Genomic DNA, 26,563 nt, shown 5'->3' with positions numbered 1-26,563 from the left:
AGGGGCCCCCGCGGACGCAGTTCGATGCCATTCGCCGAACCGCGATCCAACGGCACTCCCCAACCTCCCCCAGCAGTTTTGGGGGAGGTGGCGAGCCTAAGCGAGCCGGTGGGGGCGCCCGCGGACGCAGCTCAAGCCCTGCCGGAGCGGGATCGAATCCTCCCCTCTCCGTGAGGAACGAGCGGGGAGGGGCCGGGGGAGGGGCCCCCCGCGGACGCAGTTCGACGCAATTCGCCGAACCGCGATCCATCGGCACCCCCAACCTCCCCCAGCAGTTTTGGGGGAGGTGGCGAGCCTAAGCGAGCCGGTGGGGGCGCCCCGCGGACGCAGCGTGAAGTTTTCCGTTTCCTCTAAGACTCCCATGACCGACACCACACCCACCCCGCCCCCCATCCCCACCACCCCCTCCGCCGACATGCCGCCGGAGGAGTTTCGCCGGCACGCGCACGCGGTGGTGGACTGGATGGCCGACTACCTGGCCAACGTGGGCGAGCTGCCGGTGCTGGCGCAGGTGCGCCCGGGCGAGGTGGCGGGGCGGCTGCCGTCCGCAGCGCCGGAGCAGGGGGAAGCGGTGGAAGACATCCTGCGCGACTTTCGCGACGTCATCGTGCCCGGCGTCACGCACTGGAACCACCCGGACTTCTTCGCCTACTTCGCCATCACCGGCTCCGGCCCCGGCATCCTGGGCGAGATGCTGGCGGCGGCGCTGAACACCAACGCCATGCTCTGGCGCACCGGCCCCGCCCAGACGGAGCTGGAAGAGCGCACGCTGGACTGGTTGCGGCAGATGATGGGCCTGCCCCAGGGCTTTCACGGCACCATCCAGGACACCGCCTCCATCAGCACCCTGGTCGCCATCGCCGCCGCGCGCGAGGCGGCGGGGCTGGGGGTGCGCGAGGAGGGGATGAGCGGCCGCGATCTGCCCCGGCTGCGCGTCTACGCGTCCGAAGAGGTGCACTCGTCCATCGACAAGGCGGGGATCACGCTGGGCATCGGGACGGCGGGGACGCGCAAGATCCCCGCGGACGACGCGTTCCGCATGGACCCGGCGGCGCTGGAGCGCGCGATCGAGGAAGACCGCGCGGCCGGCATCCACCCGCTCTGCGTGGTCGCCACCGTCGGCACCACGTCGACGAGCAGCATCGACCCCGTCCCCGCCATCGCCGACGTGTGCGCGCGGCACGGGGTGTGGCTGCACGTGGACGCGGCGTACGGCGGCTCGGCGGCGCTGGTGCCGGAGCTGCGGCACGTGCTGGACGGAGCGGAGCGGGCGGACTCGCTGGTGGTGAACCCGCACAAGTGGATGTTCGTCCCCGTGGACTGCTCCGTCCTCTTCAGCCGCCGGCCGGAGGTCATCCGCCGGGCGTTCTCGCTGGTCCCCGAGTACCTGGTCACCCCCGAGGGCGAGTCGGTCACCAACCTGATGGACTACGGCCCCGCGCTGGGCAAGCGCTTTCGCGCGCTGAAGCTGTGGATGGTGCTGCGCTACTTTGGCGCCGGGGGGATGGCGGCGCGCATCCGCGAGCACGTGCGCCTGGCGCAGACGCTGGCGGGGTGGATGGAGACGGAGCCGGAGTGGGAGGTGCTGGCCCCCGTCCCCCTGAGCCTGGTCGTCTTTCGCCACGCGCCGGCGGGGATGGACGAGGCGCGGACGGACGCGCACAACGAGCGCATCCTGGCGGCGGTGAACGCCACGGGGCGCGCCTTCATCAGCCACACCCGCGTACGGGGCCGGCTGGGGCTGCGGCTGGCCATCGGCAACCTGCGGACGACGGAGGCCCACGTGCGCGCCGCGTGGGAGCTGCTGCGCGAAACGGCGGCTTTGCCGCGCGCAAGTGCTTGACACGGCGGGGGCTGCGCCGCAACAATACCTCTTCACGCCAAAGCTGGACGCCCGGCGTCCGCGGTTCCTCCCTCGCCCCACCGGCTCCCCGCAGGTCGCTGTGAACGGCTCTCCCGCATCGTCCTCCGCCCACTTCGCCGAGCTCTTTGCCCGCGAGCGCCTGCTGGTCATGCAGGAGCGGCACCGGCAGGCCATCGGCGCGCGCTGGGCCATCACCACCCTGGCGGTGCTGCTGGCGCTGGGCGGCATCTTCACCCACGTCTTCCAGGTTTCCGTCCCGCTTTCGCTGGCCCTGGCGCTGGCCAGCTTCGTGGCCAACGCCATCGCGCTGGCGCTGCTGCGCGCGGGCCGGTTCTCGCCCGGGCAGTTCTGGGGGATGATGCTGTTCGACGCCGCGACCATCCTGGGGCTTACCGCGTCGCTGGGGCCGCACGGCTACCTGGTGATGCCGCTGATCGTCTTCACCATCGGCGGATACGCGCTGGGGATGCCGCGGGCGGCGCAGGCGCAGTGGGTGGCGATGATCGTCATCTACCCCCTGGGCCGCGTGCTGGGGGCCGTGCTGGCGGACCTGCCGGTGGATTGGGCGCTGGTCGCGCTGGAAAGCTTCTTCCTCCTGGGCTCCGCCTGGCTGGCCGCGGTGGGGCCCATGGCGTACACCCGCCGGCTGCGCCGCGTGCGGCAGGCGCTGGCCCGCGCGCAGGAGGGCGACTTCACCACCCGCCTTCCGGACCGGCACCTGGACGACCTGGGCTTCCTCTCCGTCTCGGTGAACCGCATGTCGGGCGAGGTGGGCGAGATGGTGCGAGAGATCCAGGAGCACGCGGGCTCGCTGGCCACGCTGAGCGACGCCATGGCCCAGACGGCGGAAGAGGTGCAGGCCGCCGCCCGGCTGATCGGCGACGCCACCGTGCAGGGCGCGGAAGAGGCGGGGCAGCAGCTGGAGCTGGTGGCCCGCGGCGAGGCGTCGGTCGACGCCATCGCGCGCGAGAGCACGGACCTGCGCGAAGAGGCGGCGCGGTCGATGGAGGCGGCCCGCGGGCTGCGCGAAGAGGCCGAGGAGCACGCGCGGCGGGTGGAGCGCGCCGGCAGCCTGCTGGTGGCCCTGACCGAGGACTACCGCCGCCTGGCCGCCGCGGTGGACGCGCTCGAGGCCGCCGGCGCGCGGGTGAGCGGCTTCGTCACCGCCATCGGCGAGATCGCCGAGCAGACCAACCTGCTGGCGCTGAACGCCGCCATCGAGGCCGCCCGCGCCGGCGAGCAGGGCCGCGGCTTCGCGGTGGTCGCGGGCGAGGTGCGGGGGCTGGCCGGGCAGGCCGGCGCCTCGGCCGCGGAGGTGGCGGGCGTGGTGGAGCAGACGGCCACGGCGCTGGCGGAGGTGCGCGAGCGGCTGCAGGCGGGAAGCGAGCGCATCGGCGGGGTGGGCGCGGTGGCGGGGGCCGGGCGCGACTCGCTGGGCATCCTGGTGCGCGGGCTGTCGCGCACCGTGGACTTCATCGAGCGCATTACCGGCGACGTGGACCGGCAGGCCGAGGCCATGCAGACGCTGCGCGCCGACGTGGCCCGCATCCGCGCCCTGGCCGACGCGTCCGTGTCCCGCGCCCGCCGCTCCGCCGGGGCCGCGGAAGAGCAGCGCTACGCCATGGAGGAGCTGGCGGCCGGGAGCCAGGCCACCGCCGCCACGGCCGCCACGTTGGCCGGGCTGGCCGGCCGCTTCCGCGCGGAAGAGTCCGCGCCGGGAAGCGTGCAGGCGGGGCCGCGCGGGGCCGGGGCCCCCGCGGAGAGGGAACCACGCCCGCACGCCGGCCGGCTGGCCGGGGCCCGGGCGTGAACGGAAGGAAAGCGAGACCAACATGATTCCCGGACAGCAGGAGCCCTCCGGCGGCGGCGACACCCGCTCCGCCGTGGCCGTCAAGGAGCGTATGGAAGCACTGGGACAGGTATCGGCCGAGCTGCTGCACGACCTGGCCGACGCGGCGTTCTCGCTGGAGCAGCGCGCGCTGCTGGCCGCCGAGGACGCGCGCCACGGCCGCTCGCCCCTTCCCGGGCTGCAGCGCACGGTAGAGGCGGGGACGGAGATGCGGGCCATGCTGCGCGACGTGATGGAGGTGCTGCGCGGCGCCGCGCTGAGCCCCGAGGTGACCTACGACCCGCGCGACACGGTGGAGCGGGCCGTCCGCCGCTTTCTTCCCGTCAGCGGGCCCCAGGTGGAGGTGCGGCTGGTGTGCGACCTGCCGCCGGGAACGGCGATCCCCGGGCGGCAGAGCTTTTTCTCGCGCCTCTCCGCCAACCTGCTGGCCGGCGCCGCGCGCCGCGCGCGCACCCGCGTGCTGCTGGAGCTGCGCGCCGAGGAAGAGCCGGACGGCCGCGCCTTCGTGGTGCTGGGGGTAGAGGACGACGGCCGCCCCCTGGGCGCGCCCGGGCCGGCGCGCCGCGTGGCGGGCGAGGACGAGTGGCGGCCGGGGGTGGTGGCATGGCTGGTGGCGCAGATGGGCGGCGAGGTGCGGCCGCGGCTGGTGTGCGTGCTGGGCGGCTCCGGAATCGAGATCCGCATCCCCGCGAATGTCCCCTGAGGAGCGAAACAGGGGTTGCGGCCAACATTTATCTTGACATTGTCCGTTGAGCGTCTTATCTAGGGCGCTCAAGAACGGCAACATCCTCCGCAGGTGGTCCCCTCGGCCGAGCCCCGCGCGAAAGAGCAGTCCTTTCCCCGCGTACTCCCGGTTTCCGCAGGATCAGCACACCCACATGCCGGAGAGGCCGGAGACGGCGGCGTTCGCGCGCCCCGCTTCGCTTGCCGCAGAACCACTGCGCCCGCAAGGGGCGCATTGCCCGCGCGCCGGACGGTCCGGTGCGGGGAACCAGGGCGCGGAGCCATCCGTGCCAGGCACATGCTCACCGCAGCAGCAGGAGTAGGAGATGTCCCGTTCGACCGGGAAGGTCAAGTGGTTCAATGACGCCAAGGGCTTCGGCTTCATCGAACGCGAGGGTGGCAGGGACCTGTTCGTCCACTTCTCCGCCATCAAGGCGGAAGGCTTCAAGTCGCTGACCGAGGGCGAAGAGGTGGAGTTCGACATCGTGGACGGCCCCAAGGGTCCGGCCGCGGAGAACGTGATCCGGGTCGGCGCCTGATGCTGTCGTGAGCCAGGCCGTCCCGGGGCCACCCGGGCGGCCTGCCCTTGCGAGCGGACAGTGAACGAACGCCGGTCCCCTCCCGGGGGCCGGCGTTCGTGCATCCACCCTGCTCCCACCTCTCTGAATGATCTCCGTCCGAAGCGCCCCGATGCAGGCCTGCGCTACGGGCCCATCCGGGCCCTTCCCCGTCCCCCACGTGTCATCCTGAGAGAGGCGCCGCCCCGAAGTGTCGGGACCGCGCAGCCGCCCGTGCGCCGACCGAAGGATCTTTGTCCGAAGCGCCTCGATGTGCCCTACGCCGCAGGGCCGTCAGGGCCCTTCCCCGCCCCCCGCGTGTCATCCTGAGAGAGGCGCCGCCCCGAAGCCTCGGGACCGCGCAGCCGCCCGTGCGCCGACCGAAGGATCTTTGTCCGAAGCGCCTCGATGTGTGCCCTACGCCGCAGGGCCTTCAGGCCCTTCCCGCCCCACGTGCATCCTGATACGATCCGGAAAAAAGACTTGTCTCACCCAGAGGCCACAGAGGCCACAAAGGCCACAGAGAAACGAAACAACACCGATTGTTTAGAGCGGTTTGCGATCTGGTTTGCAATCGGTAGGCTGCGTCGATCTCGCGAATTTCCACGGTTTGCGCCCGGCAGGCGACTACAGACTGCCCTGCAAATCGCTCTAGCCGGATCCTGTATGAGAGAGGCGCCGTCCGAGGGGACGGCGCAGCGTTCCTTTGGAGCACTGGCGTGAATAATTTCACAACACTATTTACTTTTGGGATTGATCTGCACAGTATAGATCATCCTTCCGGTTGGCAATCTTTCCCCGATCAAAAGGCAGGAACGGATGCGTTCGACGATTCAGAAGGGGCTGTTCGGAATGGTGGTGGCGGCGGGGCTGTGTTTTGGCGCGGCGCAGGCCGGCGCCACGCCCGCGCAGGTGGAAACCGTGGGTGCCTGCACCAACGCGGGGTGCAGCGGCGACTGCATCAAGCGCGGGTACTACATGGGCGGCCGGTGCCTGGACGGCGAGTGCGTCTGCTACGACGACGCCCGCTAAGCCGCGGAAGACTCGCGAGAAGAAGGGGCCGCCCAGCGTGGGCGGCCCCTTTGCGTTCCCGCTACCGCGGCGGGTCCTGCGCGGGGTCGGACTGGCGAAAGTCGCGCGGGTTGCCTTCGGGGGGCAGGCCGCCGACGCGGCGCGCGAACTTCACCACCTCGATGGAGATGGCCCGCAGCAGCCCGGCCTCGCGCGCGTCCGGATCTCCCCGGCGGATGAACTCGCGCAGGGTGCGCATGACGGATTCCGGCTGGCGGCTCTTGAAGAAGTCGACGGTCCACAGCGCCGACTCCGCGTCCTCGAACAGCTTTTCGAGCAGCTCGATGCGCGCCGGGGGCGCCTCGCGGCGCGGCGGGCGGAACGACTGGTCCCGGCCCTCGGCCTCCATCCACAGCTCGTACGCCATCACCAGCACCGCCTGCGCCAGGTTGAGCGACGCGTGCTGGCTGGTGGGGATGATGCAGGTGCGGTGGCACAGGTCCAGCGCCTCGTTGCTGAGCCCCTTGTCCTCGCGCCCAAAGAGCAGCGCCACCGGCCCCGTCTCTCCCGCGACGGCCTCGGCCCCGCGCGACAGCAGCTCGGGCGCCAGCGAGCGCGGGCGGGCCACGGCGCGCTTGGCCCGCCGCGAGCGCGCCGTCATCCCCACCACGTACGAGCAGTCGCCCAGCGCGGAGAGCAGCGAGTCGTGCGTCTCCATGCGCGCGACGATGTCTTCGGTGCCGTGCGCGATCCCCTCGATGCGGTGGGGGTCGTACTTCACGGGCTGGATGAGGCGCAGCCGCGACAGGCCGAAGTTCTTCATCGCCCGGATGGTGCCGGCGATGTTGACGTAGTCCTGGGTCTGCCACAGGACTACGACGATCCCCTCCAGCGCCGCGCGTCCCACGCCCCCCTCCGCCGCGCCGTCGTCGATCTCCTCGCCCGGATCGACCTGCCCGCCCTCGTCCGTCTGGCTCACGTGTCTGCGTCTGGATGATGGATGTGGCGCGCGCGGACGGCGCCGCCGCGGTCACGGTGTGGAAACAGGGATCGAACCGCGTCCGCGGGGTGCCCCTCCCCCCGGCCCCCTCCCCGTTCGTTCCTCACGGAGAGGGGGAGAACTACAGGGAAGACGGGCGGTCCGCCAGCAGAGACGAGGCATCCGCCCCCCACGGAGTGGATGCCTCGTCTCGCGGGGAGCGCCGGCGGAAGCGGAAGAGGGCCGCGGACACGAACGCCCGCTGTTCCCTATTCCCTGTTCCCTATTCCCTGTTCCCTGCTGTTCCCTATTCCCTGCCGTTCCGCGGGCCCTCTTCGCCGTCGCGGTCGCGGCGGGGCATGAACTCGCCGGGGTTCACGCCCATGCGCGCGGACATGCGGCCCAGCAGCACCCGGGCGGCGCGCACGTCGTGGCCCACGTCGATGAACAGCAGCGTAAGGTCGCCGGCGCCCCACAGCATGGCCGCCAGCACGCCGCCCTGGATGACCTCGGCGAGCAGGTTGAACATGGCGCCGGCGCCCTCGTACAGGAACCCCGCGACGACCTCGGCGATGATGGCGACGATGACGATCATCGCCACGATCTTGAAGAGCCGCGCCACGTACTGCAGCCCCACGTACGGCTCGGTGTCCTCGGCCCGGATGGAGCCGGGCTCGCGCCGCAGGGTGGCGTCGCCCTCGCCGCGCGGCGTCAGCCGGTCGTCGCCCTGCTCCTGGACGCCCGAACCCTGGAGACCCTGGCCCTGCACGCCCTGCCCGCGGCCCACCATCCGCGAATCGTCCTCCGTGCGCACCCACGAGTCCCGTGGCCCGGCGGTTCCCCCCTCGTCCTCGCTACGCATCGAGTCCCCCTTCCCCTGTATGCCGGTTCATCCCGCCCGCCGTCGTCATTCCGCCGTCAGCGCCGCCGCCGCTGGGGGACGAAGAGCCGCGCGTCCGTCACCCCCACCCGCCGCGCCGTCTCCGCCGCCCACTCCAGCCGCGCCACCTGCTCTACCCCGTGCCCGTCGCTCCCCAGCGAGAACCGGACCCCGGCCTGCAGCGCCTTGCCCAGCAGGCGGTCGTGCGGGAGACGGTAGCGGTTGCTGATCTCCAGCGCCACCCCGCTTTCGGCCAGCGCCTCGACGTAGCGGTCCTCGCGCTCCGCCGTCCACCAGGCGTCCACGTCCTTCTCCATCGCATAGAGCGCGGGCGGCGTGAGCGTGCTGTGCGCGGCGATCTGGATGGGCATGGTCCGCACCATCCGGCACAGCTCGTCCACCATGGCGTCCATCAGCGCGTGCGGCCGGCTGGCCCACTCCGGCGGCAGCTGCTCCCACCAGGGCGACCCCATCCCCCCGCCCGGAAGGTTGAAGCCGTGGTTGCTGCCCACCAGGTAGTCGAAGCGAGACATCACCTCGTCCGGCAGCTCCAGGTAGTAGTTGTCGCACCAGCAGAACTCGCCCGAGACGAAGACGTCCTGCGCCTCGACCGCGTCCAGGTAGCGCCGGACCTTGTCTTCGCTGCTGACGAAGCGCTTCAGGTTGCGGCGCGACACGTGGTCCGCCACCCCGATCTGCACGCCGCGCTCCGCGCCGATGCGCACCAGCTCCTCCAGCGGCACGTACCCGTCCGACATCGTGGTGTGGACGTGCAGGTCCTGCCGCCCCAGCAGCGAGTCCGCCGCCGATCCGCTGGACGCCATCACCCGCCCCGCGCCGCGGTAGAGGCCGGGCGCGGCCGGTAGCGGGCGCGGTACGCCTCCTCCGCCTGCTCGATGGCCGTCCACCCCGCCTGCCCCTCGGGCCCCAGGCGCTCGCGCGGCAGGCGGCGCGTGGGCCAGGGCGTGGTGGGCGCGTCCAGCTCGCCGTGCCACATCTCCATCGTGGCCTCCACGATCTCCCGCGCCGCGCGCTCCCGCGCCTCTTCCGGGATGCGGTTCAGCGAGACGACGACGCGCAGCGACCCGCGCGAGAACGCGTCGGCCAGGAAGGTGGCGTACTCCTCGCGCCGGGTGGCGCTGCGCGCCTGCCCCGCGCGCGACAGCAGGCCGCGCAGCGCGATGGCGTCTTCCTCCAGCCCGCGGCCGATGAGGGTGTGCGCCGTGTTGACCCAGGCGTGGCTGGTGTCGGGCGCGGCCAGCTCGCGCTCCAACCGCGTCAGCAGCGCCTGCGTGCCCAGCCGCGCCAGCGGGTTGGGGGGCGTGGGGACGCGCCGCGCCTGGCGGGTAAAGGCGGCCACGCTGTCGGGCTGCTCGCCCAGCACCGGCGCGCTCCCCACGATGATGACGGGCGTGCCCACCTGCACGTTGTGGTACAGCCGCAGCGCGTTCTCGTTGCTCAGGCGAATGCAGCCGTGCGACACGCGGCGGCCCAGCAGCTCGGGCTTGTCGGTGCCGTGGATGGCGATCTCGTTGCCCAGGTACACGGCCGCGGCGCCCAGCCCGCCCTCCTGCCGGCGCTCGGGCGACTCCAGCGGCGGAAGGGGGCGCTTGTTCTCGATGAACCACCAGTCGGGGATGAACCAGGTGGGGTTCTGCTCCTTGAACTGCACGTACATGGTGCCGCTGGGCGTGTTGAACTGCCAGTCGCGCCCGCGCTCCGTCGTCAGGCGAAAGCCGGTGCCGGTGCCCACGGGGGCGCGCCACAGCACCTGCTCGCCGTCCATGTACCGAAGCTCGTTCACGTCCACGTCCACCACGACGTACTTCAGGTCGCGGCGCACGGGCGGCCCCTCGGCCGGGTCGGCGCCGATGCGCGGGTCTTCGGCCGGCGCCGGGCCCGGTCCGCCGCCGCCCACGACGGAGCAGCCCGCCAGCAGCAGGGCCGCGAGCGCGGGGGCAAAGCGGGGAAGCAGGATGGATCGCATGTCTTCGTGGATGATGCGGATGGACGCCGTGCGGGCGCCGCCGCGGCCGCCAAGCCGCGCCGCCGCCATGGTTTGCAACCCCTGCGCCACGCGCGGGACTGGCCGGAGCTTCCGATCCCCGCCCCGGCGCGCACGGAGGTGCGTTCGGGGGAACAGGATAGCGGTTCGGCGGGCCGCGCGACAGGATCTGCGCCGGTAGCAGGCACAAAACCGCCACGACTTCCGTCACGGGGATTCACCGCCGCACACCGTGGGGCTCACCACGACACGGACGATATGCCTCGCCAACCACCCCGGGTTGAAACCCTCCCCCGGGCTAAAGCCCGGGGCTAGGAATGCCATAAGCCCCGTCTCGGCTCGCTGCGCTCGCCGAACGGGGCTTCACCTGCTCGCGTGCGCCGGGTCCGAGGTTCGCCGGTGAGGTGCATCGATGCCGGCGGGTGACGCACGGCATCCGCCGAACGCATGCGGTTGAAGCCCCGCCTGGCGAGCTTTGCGAGCCTTGGGCGGGGCTTATGGCCCTTCTAGCCCCGGGTTTCAACCCGGGGTGGGGGGGGGCGGGTTCATCCCGGGGACGATCCCCCCGCACCATCCCCCCCGAAACACCGATCCCGCGGCCCCCATCGGAGCCGCGGGATCGTCGTCATCCCGTCCGTCGGTCCGCCGAAAGGCTCAGGCCTCGGCCGCGCGGGTGGTGTTGACGGGAACGTTGACCAGCCCCGAGGGCACGGCGGCCAGCGACACCGGCGACGGCAGCACCGGGAAGGTGCGCAGGAACCAGGTGTAGCAGAACACGAACATCCCCAGGAACCCCAGCCCCACCCCGATCTCCGGCAGCCCCAGCGGCAGCCCCTTCAGGTTGTCGAAGATGTTGGGCGTGACCACCAGGAAGCGCTCCAGCCAGTGGCCCAGCATCACGATGACCGCGAACCCGGCCAGGATCTCCGGCATCTTCTTGATGCTGCGCGGCAGCAGGCCGAAGAACGGCACCAGGAAGATCATCATCACCGCCGCGATCACCACCGGGCCGAACGGCGCGTTGAACTTGCGGATGAAGTACTCCTGCTCGTGCGGCAGCAGGCCGTACCAGATCACCACGTACTGCGACCAGTTGATGTACATCCAGAACACGGCGAACGCGAACAGCAGCTTGCCGATGTCGTGGAACTGCCGCTCGGTGATCCACTCGTGCAGCCGCAGCGAGCGGCGATGGATCACCACCATCACGATGGTCATCGCCAGCGCCGAGTGGAAGGCGCTGATGAAGAACGCCACCGGGAACATGGTGCTGTAGAAGTGCGGCAGCGTGGTCATCGCGATGTCGATGGCGATGAGCCCCCACAGCAACGCGAACGCCAGCGCCAGGAACACCCCGATCTTCTGGTTGCGGCGGTAGCTGTCGGCCGCCACCTCGGCGATGTCGCCCTTGATCCCGCGCCCCAGCCAGGAGTACGGCCACCCGCGCCGCCCCGCCCGCTCCAGCCCGTGCATGTCGGGGCGCAGCTGGTGGTAGGCGAACAGCATGGCCAGCCCGTACAGCACCACCAGCGCCACGATGTCGCGCACCGCCATGGCCGGGAAGTTGAGCCAGGCCTGCTTGGCTTCCAGGATGGGGTCGCCCGCGATGGGGTTCACCACGTGCCCGTCGGCCTCGTGCGGCAGCCAGTGGTGAAAGTAGGTGTGCCGCCCCCCGATGAGCATGATGGGGAACAGGACCAGCGACACCGGGAGGAACGCCACCCCGCCCAGCGGAAAGCGCTTGATGGACCAGGCCCAGCGGGCGTTGGTCAGGTGCAGCGCCACCGCGAAGATCACCATTCCGATCGCCACCGACGACCAGAACATCCAGTTGAAGTGCAGCGCGTTCCACGCCCGGCCGGCGTTGCCCATCAGCGTCAGGACGAACGCGGCGATCCCCAGCACCGCCAGCGCCAGCCCGCCAAAGGTCGCCGCGGCCGAGGGCGCGGCGAACCGCAGCGGAAGGCTGCGCGGCGGATACGTATCGTTGTGAGCCATCGATCGATATTCCGGTCAGGGCACGGTGCTGCCGGGACGGCTCTGCACCGTGCCGGGCTGGGTTGCGCCGGGCTGCGGCTCTACCGCGGGGACCGAGTCCACGCGGGCGCCCACGGCCGACACGGCCGGCGGCGGGTTCTGCGTCTCGAGCGTGCCCTGCAGCTGCCGCACGTAGTGCACGATGGCCCAGCGGTCCAGGTGCGTGATGCGGGGGCCGTACGGCGGCATGAGCCCGCGGCCCTGGTCGATCACCGCGTAGATGTAGCCGTCGGACCGCGCCTGCGAGGGGCCCGCGTTGAGCGCCGGGGCGTACGGGAACTTGGTCTGCGCGTTGATGACCGGCCCCTGCCCGTTGCCGTTGGCCCCGTGGCACGAGGCGCAGTTGCGCTCGTACTGCAGCTGCCCGCGCGCCAGCACCTGCGCGTTGCGAGGCAGCGGGTTGGCCAGCGTGGGGGCAATGCTGTCGAGCTGCGACTGGGTGTACGGCGCCGGCACGTCGCCCAGCGGGTGCTGCGCGGGCACCGTCCCCGGCACCGGCTCGCGGGGCATCTGGTACGGGTCCGGCGACACGTCGTTGCGCATGGTGCTGAACGCCGGCACCGCGCCCGACGCGCGGTCCAGGTCGTACCCCGCCCAGTCGGTGCAGGCGGCCGAGAGCGTAAAGGCGGCGGTGAACGCCGCCGCGCGCGCCAGGTTAGCGCTGGTCAACGAGCACCTCCTCCGATCCGCTCTCGCTCATGATCCGCTGCACGTCGCCGTACCGGTCGCGGGGGGCGTGGGCGAACACGCCGAAGTTGCCCGCCGTGAACGACGGGTGGTACATGGGCGCCTCGGGCGGCCCCACGTGGGGAATGCGCCCCAGGATGAACAGCCCCGCCACCGTGCTGAGCGCGCCCAGCAGAATGGTGAGCTCGAACATGATCACGCTGAACGCCGGCAGCGAGATGATCTCCTTGCCGCCCACCACCAGCGGCCAGACGATGGAGGCCCAGGTAGCCAGCGCCGTCCCCGCCGCGGTGCCCGTAAAGGCGCCCACCAGGGTAAAGATGCGGACCGGGCTCTCCTTGGTGCCCAGCGCCTCCTCGACCTCGTGGCGCGGGGTGGGCGAGTACACCGTCAGCTCGAACCCTTCCTTGCGCAGCCGCCGGATGGCGGCCGTCGCGGTGTCCATGTGGGGGAACACCCCCAGGACACCCGTGCGCAGCTTGCTCATCGGACCTCCCACTCCTTGTAGCCGGTGGGGAGGGTCTCCGCCACCATTGCCGCCTCGTCGTGCGCGTGGTGCTCGGCCGCCTGGTGCTTCATCGGCGGCGGCAGCACCTCCTTGATCTCGGCCATCGACAGGCCGGGAAGGTAGCGCAGGAACAGCAGGAACCACATGAAGAACCAGCCGAACGAGCCCATCAGCAGCCCCGCGTCGACCCAGGTCATGTGCAGGTTCCAGAACTTCCACGGCTCGTAGCTGTGCGACAGCGACGGCACGATGATCACGAAGCGCTCGTACCACATCCCGATGTTCACGAACACCGAGATGATGAAGAACGCGTTCAGGTTCTGGCGGATCCGCTTGATCCACAGCAGCTGCGGGACGATGGCGTTGAAGGTGATCATGCTCCACCCCGCCCACCAGTAGTCGCCCGTCACGCGGTCCCAGAACACGTCCCGCTCGTACAGCTCACCCGAATAGTAGGCCATGAAGTACTCCATGCCGTAGGCGTAGCCCACGATGCACGAAGTCAGCAGCAGCAGCTTCGCCAGCCGGTCGTAGTGCACGGGGGTGAAGTACGCCCCCAGCCGGAAGATCTTGTGCACCGGCACCATCAGCGTCACCACCATGGCCACGCCCGAAAGGATGGCGCCGGCCACGAAGTACGGGGCGAAGATGGTGGTGTGCCAGCCGGGCACGATGGACACGGCGAAGTCCCACGACACCACCGAGTGCACCGAAAGCACCAGCGGCGTGGCCAGCGCGGCCAGGAACAGGTAGGCGCGGGTAAAGTGGCGCCACTCGCGGTCCGTACCCCGCCACCCCAGCGACAGCACCCCGTACACCTTCTTGCGCATGGGATGCGTCGTGCTGTCGCGCGCCGCGGCGATGTCGGGGATGAGGCCGATGTAGAAGAACACCGAGCTCACCGTGAGGTACGTGGTCACCGCGAACACGTCCCACAGCAGCGGGCTGCGGAAGTTGGGCCAGATCCCCCGCTGGCTGGGCAGCGGCAGCAGCCAGTAGAAGAACCACGGCCGGCCGATGTGCAGCAGCGGGAAGAGCGCCGCCGTGAGCACGGCGAACACCGTCATCGCCTCGGCGAAGCGGTAGATGGCCTGCCGCCAGGGCGCCCGGAACAGGTACAGGATCGCGGAGATCAGCGTGCCCGCGTGGCCGATGCCCACCCAGAACACGAAGGTGGTGATCATCACCGCCCAGTTGTCGCCGATCATCCCCAGGCCGTAGATGATGTTGTGCAGCTCGCTGAACACCAGCAGCCCCACCAGCATCACCGACATCCCCAGCAGCGCCAGGTACCCCTTGCCCGGCGGGGTGAGCAGCCGCATGGCGTCGCGGTTTACCTGCTCGTAGCTCTCTACGTCCGGATGGAAGGCGGAGCGGACCGCCGTCTGGTTCTCGGTCGCCATCTCAGTGGCCTCCCTCGCTCTGGCCGCCCTGCGGCATGCTCTCGGTGCCGCCGCCCTTGGCGTTGGCCCCGTCCCCGTGATCCCCGCCGCCCTCGCCCGTGGTGCCTTCCGGCGAACCGTGCGAGGCCGGCTCGTGCCCGCCGTTGTTGGGCGTGTGCAGGGTGACCTTGCTCAGGTAGACGATGGCCGGCTGCGTGTTGAGCTCGCCCAGCGCGCGGTAGCCGCGGTTGGTGCGGGCCGCCTGCGAAACCGCGCTCTCGCGGTCGCTGAAGTTGCCGAAGACGAACACCTCGGTGGGGCAGGTCTGCACGCAGGCCGGCACCACCTCGCCGTCGCGCACCGGGCGCATCTCCGACGCGGCGTTGCGCTCGGTTTCGTGGATGCGCTGCACGCAGAAGGTGCACTTTTCCATCACGCCCTTCTCGCGCACCGTCACGTCCGGGTTCAGCTGCCAGTTCAGCGGCTCGGCGAACTCGTAGGTGAACCAGTTGAAGACGCGCACCTTCCAGGGGCAGTTCTGCGCGCAGTAGCGCGTGCCCACGCAGCGGTTGTACACCTGCCCGTTCAGCCCGTCGGGCGTGTGGTACGCGGCGTACACCGGGCACACCGGCTCGCACGGCGCCTGACCGCAGTGCTGGCACAGCATGGGGAGGAAGCGCACGTCGTCGGTGGCGTCGTCCTGCAGCGCCTCTTCCGGGTGGCGGCTCACGCCGAAGTAGCGCTCGATGCGCAGCCACCACAGCTCGCGCCCCTTGCGGACCTCGGTGGGCCCGACGACGGGGACGTTGTTCTCGGCGCTGCACGCCACCTGGCAGGCACCGCAGCCGATGCACCGGGCCAGGTCGATGACCATGCCCCAGCGCGTGTCGTTGTCGATGTACTCGCCGTACTCCGTTCCCGGGGGCGGATACCCCGACGCGGGGTCGGTCTGCACCTTTTCGGGGACGAAGCCGCCGGAGCCCTTGAGCTCCTCGATGTGCTGGTCCTCGCCGGGGATGATCCCCGGGCCCTGCTGGTCGAGCCGCATGAGCTCGGTGAGCCCGATGGCCTTGGCGATGCGGCGGTCGTGCTGCACCCGCACGCCCGTCTCCACCAGCCCCTGCGGAAAGGCGCGGCGCACGTTGCCCCGGCCCGTCTTGCGGACGCTGACGCGCACGCCGGCCTGGTTCAGGCTCCCGGTCGCGGGGTCCACCGAGCCCAGCAGCTTCATGGGGTTGGCGCCCAGCCCCTCCGTCCACCGGCCGCCGCCCTCCTGCCCCAGCCCCATCTGCATGGCCAGGGTGTCGCGCATCACGCCGGGGTACAGGTAGGCGCGCGTGGTCACGGCGCCGTGCGGCGAGGTGATCTCCAGCTCGTCGCCCTGCTCCACCTCGAGCCGCGCGGCGGTGGCGGGGTGGATCTCCACCCACGAGTCCCACGACACCTTGGCCACCGGGTCCGGCAGCTCCAGCAGCCAGGGCCGGTTGGCCGTGCGCCCGTCGTAGAAGCGCAGCGACGGGTACACCACCAGGTGCAGCCCCTCCTGCGGCCCCTCGTACGTTGGCGCCTGGTAGGCCGCCGGCCCGGCCGCCTGCACCGGCGCCGCCGGAACCGGCTGGGCCGGGGTGGGCTGCGCCGGGGCCGGGACCGGAGCGGCGGCGGCACCCGCGGCCGCCGTCGTCCCCGCCGCGGCGGCCGGGACCGGCGTCGCCGGAGCCGCCGCCGCGGGAGCGGCGGGCTGCGGCTGCGCGGCCTGCTCCGGCGTGGTGAAGCCGAACGGCTGCGTGGCCTCCGTCGGGAACACGCCGCCGCGCTTGAGCGCCGCGCGCCAGGCCTCCTGCGTTCCCGCGCGCCCCGCCCAGGCGGCGCGCAGGTAGTCGAGCCACGTCGTGGTGGGCGCGCCGCCGGTGGTCTGCGCCAGCCCCAGGCCGGCGGAGATGCCCAGGATGATCTCGCCCGCCGCCTTGGTGTTGAACACCGGCTTCATGGCCGGCTGCACCAGCTCGAACACCCCGGGCTGCGGGACGTAGTCGTCCCAGCGCTCCAGGAAGTGGCTCTGGGGCAGCACGTGCGTGGCCAGCTTGCTGGTCTCGTCGGGGAAGGTGCTCAGGCTGACGCGCACCGGCACCTTCGCCAGCGCCTCGGCGAACTTCATTCCGCCGGGAAGCGTGTGCACCGGGTTCTGCGCGTCGAGGATGATCACCCGCACCTGGCCGGCGTTCATCTGCTGCACCAGCTGCTGCAGGGGCCGCAGGTCGGCCGGGGGCGGCGCGGCGCGGCCGTTGAGCCGGGCCACGGCCTGCCGCAGCACCTGGCTGTTGGGGCCCTGCACCGCGGCGCCGGGGCCCATCGCCACCTTGCGCGCCGACTCGCCCCACCACTGCTGCAGCGTCTGCAGGGCGCGGGCGCGCTCGGCCGCGCCCTCGGCCGGGCCGGTCTGCTGCGCGATCTGGTTCACGTCGGCGCCGCCGGCCAGCGCCTGGGCCACCAGCGCCTCGGTGCCGGGGCGGGCCTGGATCCACAGGTCGGCGTTCAGCCCGGTCAGCGGGCGGTGCGGGCCCACCCAGACGAAGCGGCCGCGGCGGCCGTTGCGGTAGCCGTGCATCTGCGCGAACTGCCACGCGTAGTCCACGGGCGACCCCCAGGTCTCCAGGAAGTCGGCCCCGAACGACACCAGCAGGTCGGCGCTGGCGAACTCCAGGTCGCGCGGCGCGTCCTCGAGCGGCGCCCAACGCACCCGGCGCCCGCCGATGGCGGCCGTGAACTGGTCCGCCAGCGTGTCCATGGTGCCCCGGTACTCGCCGGTCAGGTAGACCACGCTGCCCCGGGGGGCGCGGCGAATCTCCTCGGCCACCACGCGCTCGGCCTGGCTCCACGACACCTGCCGCGGCTGGTCCACGCCGAACTCCATGAGCGACGGGCCCTGGTAGCGGTCCGGGTGGTAGAGCCCCTGCACGGAGGCCTGGCCGCGGGGGCACAGGTTGCCGTGGCTGATGGGGTGCAGCGGGTTGCCCTCCACCTTGGTGGCGCGCCCCTCGTGCGTCTCGACCTGGATGCCGCAGCCGGCCGGGCATTCGCGGCAGGTGCTGGTGTACCAGGTGGGCACGCCGGGGACGATCTCCTCGGGCTGCACCGTGTACGGAATCAGCTTCTCCACCTCGCGGGTGGAGCACCCCACCGTCGCGGTCGCCGCCCCGGACGCGCCCAGCACCTTCAGAAAGGTGCGTCTCTTCATTCCGTCAGACGTAACGTCAGACATGCTGTCTCCTCGCCATCCTTCTCGTTGGCCGCCGCATCAGTAGTGGCAGACCATGCAGTCCGTGGACGCGCGCTGGTTGGGGAAGGTGGCGCGCAGGCCGCGCAGGTCGGCCCCGTTCTCCCCCAGCCGCCGGATGCGCTGAATGAACGACGAGCGCGCCTGGACGGCGGCGGTTTCCTTGGGCGAAAGCGGCATCTCGCCGCGGTGGCAGTCGATGCACCAGCCCATGCGCAGCGAGGAGAACTGGTACATCTCCTCCATCTCCTGCACGGGGCCGTGGCACGTCTGGCACTCCAGGCCCACGTTCACGTGCGTGTAGTGCGGGAACTTGGCGTGCTCCGGGACCTTGTGGATGCGCACCCAGGGGATTCCCTCCCCGTTCTTCCAGTAGTTGACCAGCTTCTGCCCCTCCTTGAACCAGGTGCTGTCCGTCCCCTTGACCTTGGGGAAGGCCAGCGCGGCCTGGCCGCGCAGCGCCGTGGGCGCGCTGCTGCCGGGGACGTGGCAGCCCACGCACAGCTGCGTGCTGGGAATGCCCGCGTCCACCGACCGGTCGGCGGTGTAGTGGCAGTACATGCACGGGATGGCGTTGCCGCCCTTTTCGACGGGCCCCGCGTGCACGTTGTGGTAGAACGCGATGGGCTGCTCGGGTGGATCCGCCGGCTTGTAGTCGCGGCACCCGGCCACGACCGCCACCGGGAGCAGCGCGAGCGCTGCGATGCGTAGGGCTCTGGTCATCGTCTGCCTGAACGGAGAATACCATGTGCCGCGCACGACGGGCCTTCGGGGGACCCGTGGGTGCGCGGCGCTCGCGCGGCTGTGGCGGGCCCGTGAACGCCCGGCCGCCGTGCGGAGCACCCCCATATAACACGGGCGTGCACGGGCGGCAACATCAGCCTTCTCCTCACTGCGTGTAGGTGTTTCCCCTACAAGCCGTAAGTGCTTGCCAAACGTATACTTGGCGGCCGGCCCCGGAAAGGCTCCGGACGCCGGCCGCGGTCGAAAATTGTTGAGAATGCTTCTCAAGCCGCTTCGCCTGCTCCCGGGTCAGGCGTGGCGGCGGTGCTCCACCATCAGGCAGCGGTCCTGGACCACCTTGATGCCGGCCTCGGCGAAGCGGCGGGCGGCTTCCTCGTTGCGGATGCCGCTCTGCATCCACACGGCCTTGGGCCTGGCCGCCAGGATGTCGTCCACGTGGGGCGGCACGTCCTGCGAGCGGCGAAAGACGTCCACCAGGTCCACGCCGCCGGGGATGCCGGCGACGGTGCGGTAGACCTTCTTGCCCAGGATCTCGGTGACGTCGGGATAATAGACGGGGACGGGGACCACGTCCACACCGGCGCGGTGCAGGTATTCGGGCACGTAGAACGCCGGCTGCCCGGCCTGCGCCTCGGTCTTGATCCCCAGCACGGCCACTCGTTTGGATCCGCGGATGATCTCCGCGATCCCCTGCTCGGTGGTGACCAGGTTGTCGCGCCAGCTTTCGGACATCGGCGGTGCTCCGGGAAAGAAGTGCGTGAGTGCGTGAGTGCGTGAGTGCGTGAGTGCGTAAGTGGGATCGAGGCTCGGCGACGGGCACCTGCGAGGGCGCCCCCTCCGCTCGCCTAGGCTCGCACCTCCCCCAAAACTGCTGGGGGAGGTTGGCGGATCCGAAAGATCCAGGCTCGACGACACCGATCGAACTGGCGCCCGCGGGGTGCCCCTCCCCCGGCCCCTCCCCGTTCGTTCCTCACGGAGAGGGGAGAATTGGATCCCGCTTCGATGAGTTCGGTGCGCGTCGGCCGGCGCAGTGCGAGCCCGATCGAAATCACCCCACTCCCGGCCCACCCCCAACCTCCCCCCGCAGTTTGGGGGGAGGTGCGAGCCAAGCGAGCGGAGGCGGCGCCGGCCGGCGCAGTGCGAACCCAATCGAAATCACCCCACTCCCGGCCCCACCCCCAATCTCCCCCAGCAGTTTGGGGGGAGGTGCGAGCCTAAGCGAGCGGAGGGGGCGCCGGCCGGCGCAGTGCGAACCCGATCGAAATCACTCCTCTCCCAGCCCCACCCCCCACACCTCCAGCCCATCCCGCACGTCCCGCTCCACCGCGCCCACGCCCCGCAGGTACATCAGGTGCGCGCGGGCCTCGCGCAGGGCGTGCAGGAAGTTGTCCGGCGGCAGGTCGGGGAACACGCGCAGCGTCACCTCGTACGCCGTGCGCGGACGGTCCAGCGCCTCCAGCGTTTGCGCGGTGCGCTCCTCGTGGTGCGCGACGAGCCAGTCGATGCGCCCCGCCAGGTCACCGAACGGCTCGCCGTGCGAGGGGAGCACCAGCTCCACCGGCAGCTCGCGCAGGCGGCGCAGCGAGTCCAGGTAGTCCGCCAGCGGGTTCTCGGCGTACAGGTCCGCGCCGATGTTGGGCGAAATGCGCGGGAGCACGTGGTCGCCCACGATCAGAATCCGCCGCGCGGGGTGGTAGACCGTCACGTGCCCCGGCGAGTGGCCCGGCGTCAGGATCCACTCCCATCCCCCGCCCCCCGGCAGCGGCCCCGCGTCGCCCCGCAGCAGGTTGTCGGGCGGATAGTGCTCGTAGCGCACGTGGATGCGGTCCGACGCGGCCAGCAGCGCATCCGCCAGTTCCCCCGGAATGCCGCCCTGCGCAAAGCTCTCGCCCACGGCGGCGCGGTCGTCCTTCCACCCCTTTACCCAGCGCGTGGCCAGCGCCTCCTCGCGCTCGTGGATGCTGACGCGCGCCCCGCTCCACTCGCGCACCGGGCCCGCCAGGCCGTAGTGGTCGATGTGCGCGTGGGTCAGCACCACGTCCCGCAGCGACTCCGGGGTAACGCCGATCTCCGCGGCGGCGTCGCGCAGGGCGCCGCGGGCGGGGGGCGTGTCGATGCCGGTGTCCACCAGCACGTGCCCCGCATCGCCCTCGATCACCCACGCGGCCACCTCGCGCGGGGGGAACGGAAGCGGGACGGAGATGCGGTGGACGCCCGGCGCCACCTCCACTGGAGCCGCCGTGGCCGTCACGCGTCGTCGGGAAAGAACAGCCTGCCCTCGCGCGCCATCTCCTCCAGCATCTTCGCCGGGCGGAAGCGGGCGCCAAAGCGCTGCTCCAGCGCGCGCAGGCGGTCCAGCACGTTCTGCGCGCCGGCGCGGTCCACGTACCAGAAGGGGCCGCCGCGGAACGGGGGAAAGCCGATGCCGAACACCGCGCCCACGTCGCCGTCGCGGGCGCCGCGCAGCACGCCCTCTTCAAGCGTGCGCACGGCCTCGTTCACCATGATGAGCCCCAGCCGGTCCTGGATCTCGTCGCGCCCCATCTCCTTTTTGGCGGGGCTGCCGAACAGCGCGTACACGGCCTCGTCCGGCCCGGCCTTCTTGCCGTCGTCGCCGAACTTGTAGAAGCCCTTGGCGTTCTTCCGGCCCAGGCGGCCGCTCTCCACCATCCTGTCGACCACCGTCGGCGGGTTGCCCATGCGGTCGCTGAAGGCGGCGGCCATGATCTTTCCCGCCTTCTGCGCCACGTCCAGCCCCACCTCGTCGTACAGGGTCACGGGGCCCACGGGGAAACCCCACTCCGTCATCGCCCGGTCGATCTCCTCCATCCGCACGCCCTCCTGCAGCAGGAGCGCGGCCTCGGCCATGTACGGGCTCAGGATGCGGTTGACGAAAAAGCCCGGCGAGTCGTTCACCACGATGGGCGTCTTGCCGATCTTCTTGGCGTACGCGTGCGCCGTGGCCGTGACCCAGTCCGCCGTCCCCGCGTGGGTGATGATCTCCACCAGCGGCATCTTTTCCACGGGGGAAAAGAAGTGCAGGCCGATCACGTGGTCCGGCCGCGACGAGGCCTCGGCCAACTGGGCGATGGGGATGGTGGAGGTGTTGGATCCCAGCACCACGCCCTCGCCCGCGGCGGCCTCGATCTCCTGGATGACCTTGTGCTTGAGGGCCAGGTCCTCGAACACCGCTTCCACGACGACGTCGGAGGCGTGAAAGCCGGTGTACTCGGTGGTCGGCTGAACGCGGTCCACCAGCTTGGTGAGCTCGTGGCGCCGCATCTTCTTGCGCTTGGCGCGCTTGATGAGCGATTCGCGGGCGGTGCGCAGCCCCTTGGCGGCGGCCTCGGGCTTCACGTCCTTCAGCCGCACGCGAATGCCGCTTTCCGCCGACGCGGCGGCGATCCCCGCGCCCATGAACCCGGCGCCCACCACGGCGATCTGGTCCACGTCCTTCGGCTTGGCGTTGGGCCCCAGCCCGGCGTCGTTCTTGGCGGCGGTACTGGTAAAGAAGACGTGCACCAGCGAGCGTGCCTCGGGGGTGACCGCCAGCTCGCCAAAGGCACGGGCTTCATAGTCCAGCGCCTGGTGCACCTCCTTGTCCAGCCCGGCCTCGATCACCTTCAGCAGGCGCAGCGGGGCGGGATACAGGCCGTGCGTCTTGTCCATCACCCCCTGCCGCGCCTTGCTGAAGATCAGCTTGCGCATGGGAAGCAGGTTCTCCAGGCGCTCGGGCGACCCGGAGCGGCGCGCGGCCCGCGGCTGGATCTTCTTTGCGGCCAGCGCCATGGCCTGCCGGCTGGCGACTTCCAGCAGGATGGCCTGGGGGACGACTTCGTCGACGATGCCGGCCTTCATGGCGCGGCGCGCGTCCAGCTGCTTGCCGGTCAGCATCAGGTCCAGCGCCGCCCGCAGGCCGATGAGCCGCGGCAGCCGCGCCGTGCCGCCCGCGCCGGGGATGATGCCCAGGTTGACCTCCGGGAGCCCCAGCTTGGTCTTGGGCGAGTCGCTGGCGATGCGGTAGGTGCAGGCCAGCGCCGTCTCGAGCCCGCCGCCCAGCGCGGCGCCGTCGATGGCGGCCACGACGGGAAGGCGCAGGCGCTCCAGGCGGTCCAGCAGGTCGTGGCCGGCGCGGCTGGCGGCCTCGGCGTCTGCGGGAGTCGCAAAGTTCTTGAACTCTTCGATGTCGGCGCCGGCGATCCACGTCCCCTTTTTTTCGGAGACGATGACGGCCGCGCGCACGCCGCCCTCGCCGTTCTCCAGCCGGTCCACCAGCGCGCCCATCTCGCGCAGCAGCCCTTCGGAGATGACGTTGACCGGGCGGTCGGGGTCGTTCAGGGTGATCACGGCCAGTCCGTCCGTGACCTCCATGCGCACCGGCGACCCCTGGTCCTGCTCCGTCCGGGGCTCTTCTTCGAGGATCGTTGCCATCACGCTCTCCCCTTGCGGGTCCTGAGGTTGGTCACGGTCTGCAATCAACAAAGGCGAGTGGATCGCCTGCTACGGCTGGATCATCGGCGCGTCCGCGGGCGCCCCCCTCTCCCGGCCTCTCCCCCACAACTGCGTGGGGGAGAGGAGAATCGATCGCGCTGCGACTGAAATCAGGGCGCGTCCGCGGGCGCCCCCTCCGCTCGCTTAGGCTCGCACCTCCCCCAAAACTGCTGGGGGAGGTTGGTGTATCCGCGCGCTGCGGTCTGTCATTCCGAGGGAGCGCCCCCCCGGAATCCGTCCGTCCCGACAGAGCCGGCGCGCGACCGAGGAATCTACCGTCCGCCTGCTGGAGGCGCGTCGAAATGCCCCATACCTGCGCTCGCGCCGCCAGCCGCGCGCCAGACGCGCGATCTGTACCGCGCTCGTCAGCAGGCGATCTCAACGACTCCGGCGATCAGCCGCCCCGACTTCCGCACTTCCGCACTTCCGCACTTCCGCACTTCCGCACTTCCGCACTTCCGCACTTCCGCACTTCGTCCGCCGGTCACGCCGCCGTCAGTCCCCCATCCACCGCCAGCACCTGGCCGGTCACGTAGCCGGCGGCGGGGGAGAGAAGGAAGAGGGCGGCGCCCATCAGCTCATCGTCGCCGCCGGTGCGGCCCAGGGGGATGTTGCGCGCCACCAGCTTTTCGGCCCGCTCCAGCACCACCTTCGTCATCTTCGTCGGAAAGAAGCCGGGGGCGACGGCGTTCACGCGGATGCCGTGGCGCGCCCACTTTACCGCCAGGTCGCGGGTGATGGCGATCACCGCGCCCTTGGAGGCGGCGTAGCCCACGGCGTCCAGCACCTCCGGCGGCGAGCCCCGCAGCCCGGCGATGGAGGCCACGTTCAGGATGGCACCGGACGCCCCGCGCGCGATCAGCCGCTTTCCCACCTCGCGCGAGCACAGAAAGGCGCCGGTGGCGTTCACGTCCATCACCTTGTGCCACGCCTCCAGCGGCATCTCCGCCGCCGGCGCGCCCCACGAGGTGCCGGAGTTGTTCACCAGCAGGTCCACCGGCCCCAGCTCCGCCTCTACCCGGTCCACCGCCGCCCGCACGTCCTCCTCGGACGAGACATCCAGCTTGAGCGCCAGGGTGCGCGCGCCGTACTCCTGGGCCAGCTCGCGCGCCACCTCCGCGCACGCCTCTTCGCTGCGCGAGCCCACCGCCACCGCCGCGCCCGCCTGCGCCAGCCCGCGCGCGATCTGCTCGCCCAGCCCGCGCCCTCCGCCCGTCACCAGCGCCACGCGCCCGGAAAGGTCGAACAGCTCGCGTACGGTGCGCATGCGTGGCCTCGGTGTGATCGATTCAGGTGCGTCCGCCGTGGACGTGGCCGGACAATCTAAGCGCCGCGAAAACCCGCGCAAATGCTGGATATTATGAGCGCCGCTCACCACGGACGGCGAGCGGCGCACCGGGATGGAAATCCACCCCGTCACGCGGCGGCGGAGGCCCACTGCCAGGCGCTGCCTTCGTGCAGCGAGGCGTAGACCGCGTCGCGCAGCGCGTTGGCCTCGGCGCTGGTGAGCGTGCGCACCAGGTCGCGGATGACGATGCGCACCAGCACGTTCTTCTGCCCCGGCGCAATCCCGATCCGCTCCCGTGCCTGCGGCGGAAGTTGCGCGTAGGGCGTCTCGCCCAGCACCTCGACGGACTCCAGGCTCTCCACGCGGTCGCCCAGCGCCTGGCGCACGCGGTCGCCCAGCTCTTCCGGCGTGCGGTCCGCCGCCACCGCGATCGACATGTCGCGGCGCACGGCGGGCTGGGCGGAGACGGGGCGGTACGGCTCCAGGTCCAGCATCTGCCCGGTAATGCGCGGGTCCGCGGACCGCAGCACGCGGATGTCGTCCATTCCCTTCACCAGCATCAGCAGCCGGTCCAGGCCCAGCCCCATCGCCAGGCCGGAGTAGCGCGAGCGATCCAGCCCCGCCTCGTGCAGAATGGCCGGCAGTGCCAGTCCGCACTCCCCCGCCTCCACCCATCCGCCATCGTCCGCGCGCACCTCGATTTCGACGCCGTCGGTCGTGTAGGGATGCTCGGCCGGGTTGCAGCGATGTTCGCGGCCGGGGAGCACCGCCTCCATCACCGTCGCCACCATCTCGCGCAGCTCCGGGACGCCGACGCGCCCGCGGACGATGCGCCACAGGTCCATCTGGTGCGGCTCGCCCGTGTGCAGGCGGTCGATCTCGTCGCGCCGGTACACCAGCCCCGGACATGCGAGCAGCACGTCGGCGGGCGGACTGTGCGCGACGTCCGCCAGCAGCGGCGGGATCATCGCGGAGGTCTGGGTGCGCAGCACGGTGGTTTCGCTGACGTAGCGGGTGTAGCGCGCGTCGCGGGCGGCGCCGCCGGGCGGGTAGTGCAGCCGGTCGTAGTTGTGCTCCACGGGCACCACGGGGTGTGCGCGGTGCAGGCGCAGCTCGCACCCCCAGCGGTGGCGGAGCGCGTGGTGGATGCGGTCGATGAGCTGCTGCATGGCGTGCGGCCCCTGCGCGGGGTCCGTCAGGTCGCGCAGGCCGACGGCGCGCAGGTAGGCTTCGGGGGACAGGATAGCGGGCTTCATGGCGTTCTCTCCGGTTCTGCCGATTTCCGGGCTGGATCGGCGGGGTCGCGTGGACGATGGACACGAAAAAGCCCCCCGGACCGCATCCGGGGGGCGTCGGCCCAAAGGCCACGCCGGAGAGAGACCGTGTCGGCGGCTCAGCCGCGCGCGCACACCTCCCACGCCCCGGACAGGGTCGGGGGGCGGGTAAATCGGCGGCTGTTCGCGGCGGTGATGCGCATGGATCGCGTGCATGGGAGTCCGTTCACGTCTCGTCTCAAGATAAACACGCTTCCGCCGAAGGTACAGAGCGGGCTTGGGAGATGGAGTGCAACGATGCGGCTCGGCGCATCGACTACTCCCCGCCGCGCTCGCTACTCGGCGAGGAGGATGGCGCAGGCGGACCGGCCAAGCAGCGGCGCCACCTCCGTGAACGAGCGGTGGGGGCCGGCCAGCACCTCGAACGACTCGAAGCTGGTCAGGGCGAACAGCAGCTGCTCCAGTTCCGCGAACCGATCCGGCGTCCACGGCGTGCGCGTGGCGGCGATGCGCTCCAGCAGGGTGCGGATGAACCGGCGCCTGCGCTCTTCACGCAGCACCAGCGCCTGGGCCACGTCCGGCTGCAGCGCGGCCAGGGCGTGCACCCGCCGCTTGACCACGCGGTCCACGGAGTAGTAGCGCGCCATCGCCCGGAACATCGTCCGCACGCCTTCCAGCGGATCGGGCTCGCGCAGCGCCGTCTCCAGCCCGGCGGGGCCGTGGATGCCGCCGCGCATGGCCAGCCAGTCGAACAGCGCCTCGAGCACGGCGGCCTTGCTGCCGAATTGGTTGTACACGGTCATCCGCGCCACCCCCGCCCGCCCGGCCACCGCCTCCACGGTGAACGCGCTCACCCCGGCGGGGTCCGCCAGCAGCGAGTGCGCGGCCGCAACGATGCGCTCGCGCGTGGCTTCGGCCGCCTGGCGGCGCTGCTCGCTGTGGTAGGGGCGCGGGCTCATCGTCATCTCCCGTGTTGTGAATTGAATGTACTGTACGCACAGTCAATCCAA

At 71.2% G+C, this 26,563-nt stretch carries 21 protein-coding genes; 5 read left to right on the top strand and 16 right to left on the bottom strand.

From position 1 onward, the window contains the following. The first annotated feature begins 361 nt into the window (after positions 1 to 361). The 5 genes from VGC13_RS26725 (at position 362) to VGC13_RS26705 (ending at position 6,025) form a co-directional block, all read left to right on the top strand. Positions 362 to 1,843: a pyridoxal phosphate-dependent decarboxylase family protein gene (locus tag VGC13_RS26725; RefSeq protein ID WP_331128379.1), complete on the top strand. Its 1,482-nt coding sequence runs from the start codon at positions 362 to 364 to the stop codon at positions 1,841 to 1,843. Between the two features lie 100 nt (positions 1,844 to 1,943). Next, complete coding sequence (locus VGC13_RS26720) at positions 1,944 to 3,674, top strand: methyl-accepting chemotaxis protein (protein ID WP_331128378.1); 1,731 nt, start codon at positions 1,944 to 1,946, stop codon at positions 3,672 to 3,674. Positions 3,675 to 3,696: 22 nt separating this feature from the next. Next, positions 3,697 to 4,416, top strand: a complete 720-nt coding sequence (locus VGC13_RS26715) for a hypothetical protein (protein WP_331128377.1) — start codon at positions 3,697 to 3,699, stop codon at positions 4,414 to 4,416. A gap of 346 nt (positions 4,417 to 4,762) precedes the next feature. Next, positions 4,763 to 4,975, top strand: a complete 213-nt coding sequence (locus VGC13_RS26710; protein WP_331128376.1) for a cold shock domain-containing protein — start codon at positions 4,763 to 4,765, stop codon at positions 4,973 to 4,975. An 837-nt stretch (positions 4,976 to 5,812) separates the two neighbouring features. Beyond that, a complete protein-coding gene (locus tag VGC13_RS26705) occupies positions 5,813 to 6,025 on the top strand; it encodes a hypothetical protein (protein WP_331128375.1) in 213 nt (70 codons plus the stop codon). Positions 6,026 to 6,086: 61 nt separating this feature from the next. Here the strand turns inward: VGC13_RS26705 and VGC13_RS26700 are convergent, their stop codons facing one another. The 16 genes from VGC13_RS26700 to VGC13_RS26625 form a co-directional block, all read right to left on the bottom strand. Then, a complete protein-coding gene (locus tag VGC13_RS26700; protein ID WP_331128374.1) occupies positions 6,087 to 6,983 on the bottom strand; it encodes an RNA methyltransferase in 897 nt (298 codons plus the stop codon). Positions 6,984 to 7,290: 307 nt separating this feature from the next. Then, positions 7,291 to 7,845, bottom strand: coding sequence for a hypothetical protein (locus VGC13_RS26695; RefSeq protein ID WP_331128373.1), 555 nt, complete (start codon positions 7,843 to 7,845; stop codon positions 7,291 to 7,293). Positions 7,846 to 7,901: 56 nt separating this feature from the next. Then, positions 7,902 to 8,687, bottom strand: a complete 786-nt coding sequence (locus tag VGC13_RS26690; protein ID WP_331128372.1) for a PHP domain-containing protein — start codon at positions 8,685 to 8,687, stop codon at positions 7,902 to 7,904. Continuing rightward, positions 8,687 to 9,919: a L,D-transpeptidase family protein gene (locus tag VGC13_RS26685; protein WP_331128380.1), complete on the bottom strand. Its 1,233-nt coding sequence runs from the start codon at positions 9,917 to 9,919 to the stop codon at positions 8,687 to 8,689. The genes VGC13_RS26690 and VGC13_RS26685 overlap by 1 nt, the downstream gene beginning before the upstream one ends. A 603-nt stretch (positions 9,920 to 10,522) precedes the next feature. Continuing rightward, a complete protein-coding gene (locus VGC13_RS26680; protein ID WP_331128371.1) occupies positions 10,523 to 11,866 on the bottom strand; it encodes a hypothetical protein in 1,344 nt (447 codons plus the stop codon). A gap of 15 nt (positions 11,867 to 11,881) precedes the next feature. Continuing rightward, entirely contained in the window at positions 11,882 to 12,574 is a 693-nt protein-coding gene (locus VGC13_RS26675) for a cytochrome c (protein ID WP_331128370.1), read from the bottom strand. Then, positions 12,561 to 13,079 (bottom strand): DUF3341 domain-containing protein, encoded by a 519-nt coding sequence (locus VGC13_RS26670; RefSeq protein WP_331128369.1) that lies wholly within the window; start codon positions 13,077 to 13,079, stop codon positions 12,561 to 12,563. Before VGC13_RS26670 ends, VGC13_RS26675 begins: the two co-directional genes overlap by 14 nt. Continuing rightward, the gene (nrfD, locus tag VGC13_RS26665) at positions 13,076 to 14,503 is read right to left on the bottom strand and encodes an NrfD/PsrC family molybdoenzyme membrane anchor subunit (protein WP_331128368.1); all 1,428 of its coding nucleotides are present in this window, start codon (positions 14,501 to 14,503) and stop codon (positions 13,076 to 13,078) included. Before nrfD ends, VGC13_RS26670 begins: the two co-directional genes overlap by 4 nt. Before the next feature lies 1 nt (position 14,504). Then, the gene (locus VGC13_RS26660; RefSeq protein WP_331128367.1) at positions 14,505 to 17,717 is read right to left on the bottom strand and encodes a molybdopterin dinucleotide binding domain-containing protein; all 3,213 of its coding nucleotides are present in this window, start codon (positions 17,715 to 17,717) and stop codon (positions 14,505 to 14,507) included. Positions 17,718 to 17,777: 60 nt separating this feature from the next. Further along, complete coding sequence (locus VGC13_RS26655; RefSeq protein ID WP_331128366.1) at positions 17,778 to 18,479, bottom strand: cytochrome c3 family protein; 702 nt, start codon at positions 18,477 to 18,479, stop codon at positions 17,778 to 17,780. 309 nt (positions 18,480 to 18,788) lie between these two features. Beyond that, the gene (locus VGC13_RS26650; RefSeq protein WP_331128365.1) at positions 18,789 to 19,232 is read right to left on the bottom strand and encodes a CoA-binding protein; all 444 of its coding nucleotides are present in this window, start codon (positions 19,230 to 19,232) and stop codon (positions 18,789 to 18,791) included. 532 nt (positions 19,233 to 19,764) lie between these two features. After that, positions 19,765 to 20,751: an MBL fold metallo-hydrolase gene (locus tag VGC13_RS26645; RefSeq protein WP_331128364.1), complete on the bottom strand. Its 987-nt coding sequence runs from the start codon at positions 20,749 to 20,751 to the stop codon at positions 19,765 to 19,767. Beyond that, a complete protein-coding gene (locus VGC13_RS26640; RefSeq protein WP_331128363.1) occupies positions 20,748 to 22,931 on the bottom strand; it encodes a 3-hydroxyacyl-CoA dehydrogenase NAD-binding domain-containing protein in 2,184 nt (727 codons plus the stop codon). The genes VGC13_RS26645 and VGC13_RS26640 overlap by 4 nt, the downstream gene beginning before the upstream one ends. A 544-nt stretch (positions 22,932 to 23,475) precedes the next feature. Beyond that, positions 23,476 to 24,258: an SDR family oxidoreductase gene (locus tag VGC13_RS26635; RefSeq protein ID WP_331128362.1), complete on the bottom strand. Its 783-nt coding sequence runs from the start codon at positions 24,256 to 24,258 to the stop codon at positions 23,476 to 23,478. Positions 24,259 to 24,407: 149 nt separating this feature from the next. After that, complete coding sequence (locus VGC13_RS26630) at positions 24,408 to 25,535, bottom strand: hypothetical protein (protein WP_331128361.1); 1,128 nt, start codon at positions 25,533 to 25,535, stop codon at positions 24,408 to 24,410. A 353-nt stretch (positions 25,536 to 25,888) separates the two neighbouring features. Beyond that, positions 25,889 to 26,512, bottom strand: coding sequence for a helix-turn-helix domain-containing protein (locus VGC13_RS26625; RefSeq protein WP_331128360.1), 624 nt, complete (start codon positions 26,510 to 26,512; stop codon positions 25,889 to 25,891). Positions 26,513 to 26,563: the final 51 nt, after the last annotated feature.

It is taken from the genome of Longimicrobium sp. (genome assembly GCF_036399255.1).
Taxonomy (GTDB): Bacteria; Gemmatimonadota; Gemmatimonadetes; order Longimicrobiales; family Longimicrobiaceae; genus Longimicrobium.
This window is presented reverse-complemented; position numbering and strand designations above follow the sequence as displayed.

What these genes read in the sequence shown, in the direction of transcription:
- VGC13_RS26725 (WP_331128379.1), top strand. Translation starts at nt 362, where the DNA reads ATGACCGACACCACACCCACCCCGCCCCCCATCCCCACCACCCCCTCC.
- VGC13_RS26715 (WP_331128377.1), top strand. Translation starts at nt 3,697, where the DNA reads ATGATTCCCGGACAGCAGGAGCCCTCCGGCGGCGGCGACACCCGCTCC.
- VGC13_RS26710 (WP_331128376.1), top strand. Translation starts at nt 4,763, where the DNA reads ATGTCCCGTTCGACCGGGAAGGTCAAGTGGTTCAATGACGCCAAGGGC.
- VGC13_RS26705 (WP_331128375.1), top strand. Translation starts at nt 5,813, where the DNA reads ATGCGTTCGACGATTCAGAAGGGGCTGTTCGGAATGGTGGTGGCGGCG.
- VGC13_RS26695 (WP_331128373.1), bottom strand. Translation starts at nt 7,845, where the DNA reads ATGCGTAGCGAGGACGAGGGGGGAACCGCCGGGCCACGGGACTCGTGG.
- VGC13_RS26690 (WP_331128372.1), bottom strand. Translation starts at nt 8,687, where the DNA reads ATGGCGTCCAGCGGATCGGCGGCGGACTCGCTGCTGGGGCGGCAGGAC.
- VGC13_RS26685 (WP_331128380.1), bottom strand. Translation starts at nt 9,919, where the DNA reads ATGGCGGCGGCGCGGCTTGGCGGCCGCGGCGGCGCCCGCACGGCGTCC.
- VGC13_RS26680 (WP_331128371.1), bottom strand. Translation starts at nt 11,866, where the DNA reads ATGGCTCACAACGATACGTATCCGCCGCGCAGCCTTCCGCTGCGGTTC.
- VGC13_RS26670 (WP_331128369.1), bottom strand. Translation starts at nt 13,079, where the DNA reads ATGAGCAAGCTGCGCACGGGTGTCCTGGGGGTGTTCCCCCACATGGAC.
- nrfD (WP_331128368.1), bottom strand. Translation starts at nt 14,503, where the DNA reads ATGGCGACCGAGAACCAGACGGCGGTCCGCTCCGCCTTCCATCCGGAC.
- VGC13_RS26660 (WP_331128367.1), bottom strand. Translation starts at nt 17,717, where the DNA reads ATGAAGAGACGCACCTTTCTGAAGGTGCTGGGCGCGTCCGGGGCGGCG.
- VGC13_RS26655 (WP_331128366.1), bottom strand. Translation starts at nt 18,479, where the DNA reads ATGACCAGAGCCCTACGCATCGCAGCGCTCGCGCTGCTCCCGGTGGCG.
- VGC13_RS26650 (WP_331128365.1), bottom strand. Translation starts at nt 19,232, where the DNA reads ATGTCCGAAAGCTGGCGCGACAACCTGGTCACCACCGAGCAGGGGATC.
- VGC13_RS26640 (WP_331128363.1), bottom strand. Translation starts at nt 22,931, where the DNA reads ATGGCAACGATCCTCGAAGAAGAGCCCCGGACGGAGCAGGACCAGGGG.
- VGC13_RS26635 (WP_331128362.1), bottom strand. Translation starts at nt 24,258, where the DNA reads ATGCGCACCGTACGCGAGCTGTTCGACCTTTCCGGGCGCGTGGCGCTG.
- VGC13_RS26630 (WP_331128361.1), bottom strand. Translation starts at nt 25,535, where the DNA reads ATGAAGCCCGCTATCCTGTCCCCCGAAGCCTACCTGCGCGCCGTCGGC.
- VGC13_RS26625 (WP_331128360.1), bottom strand. Translation starts at nt 26,512, where the DNA reads ATGAGCCCGCGCCCCTACCACAGCGAGCAGCGCCGCCAGGCGGCCGAA.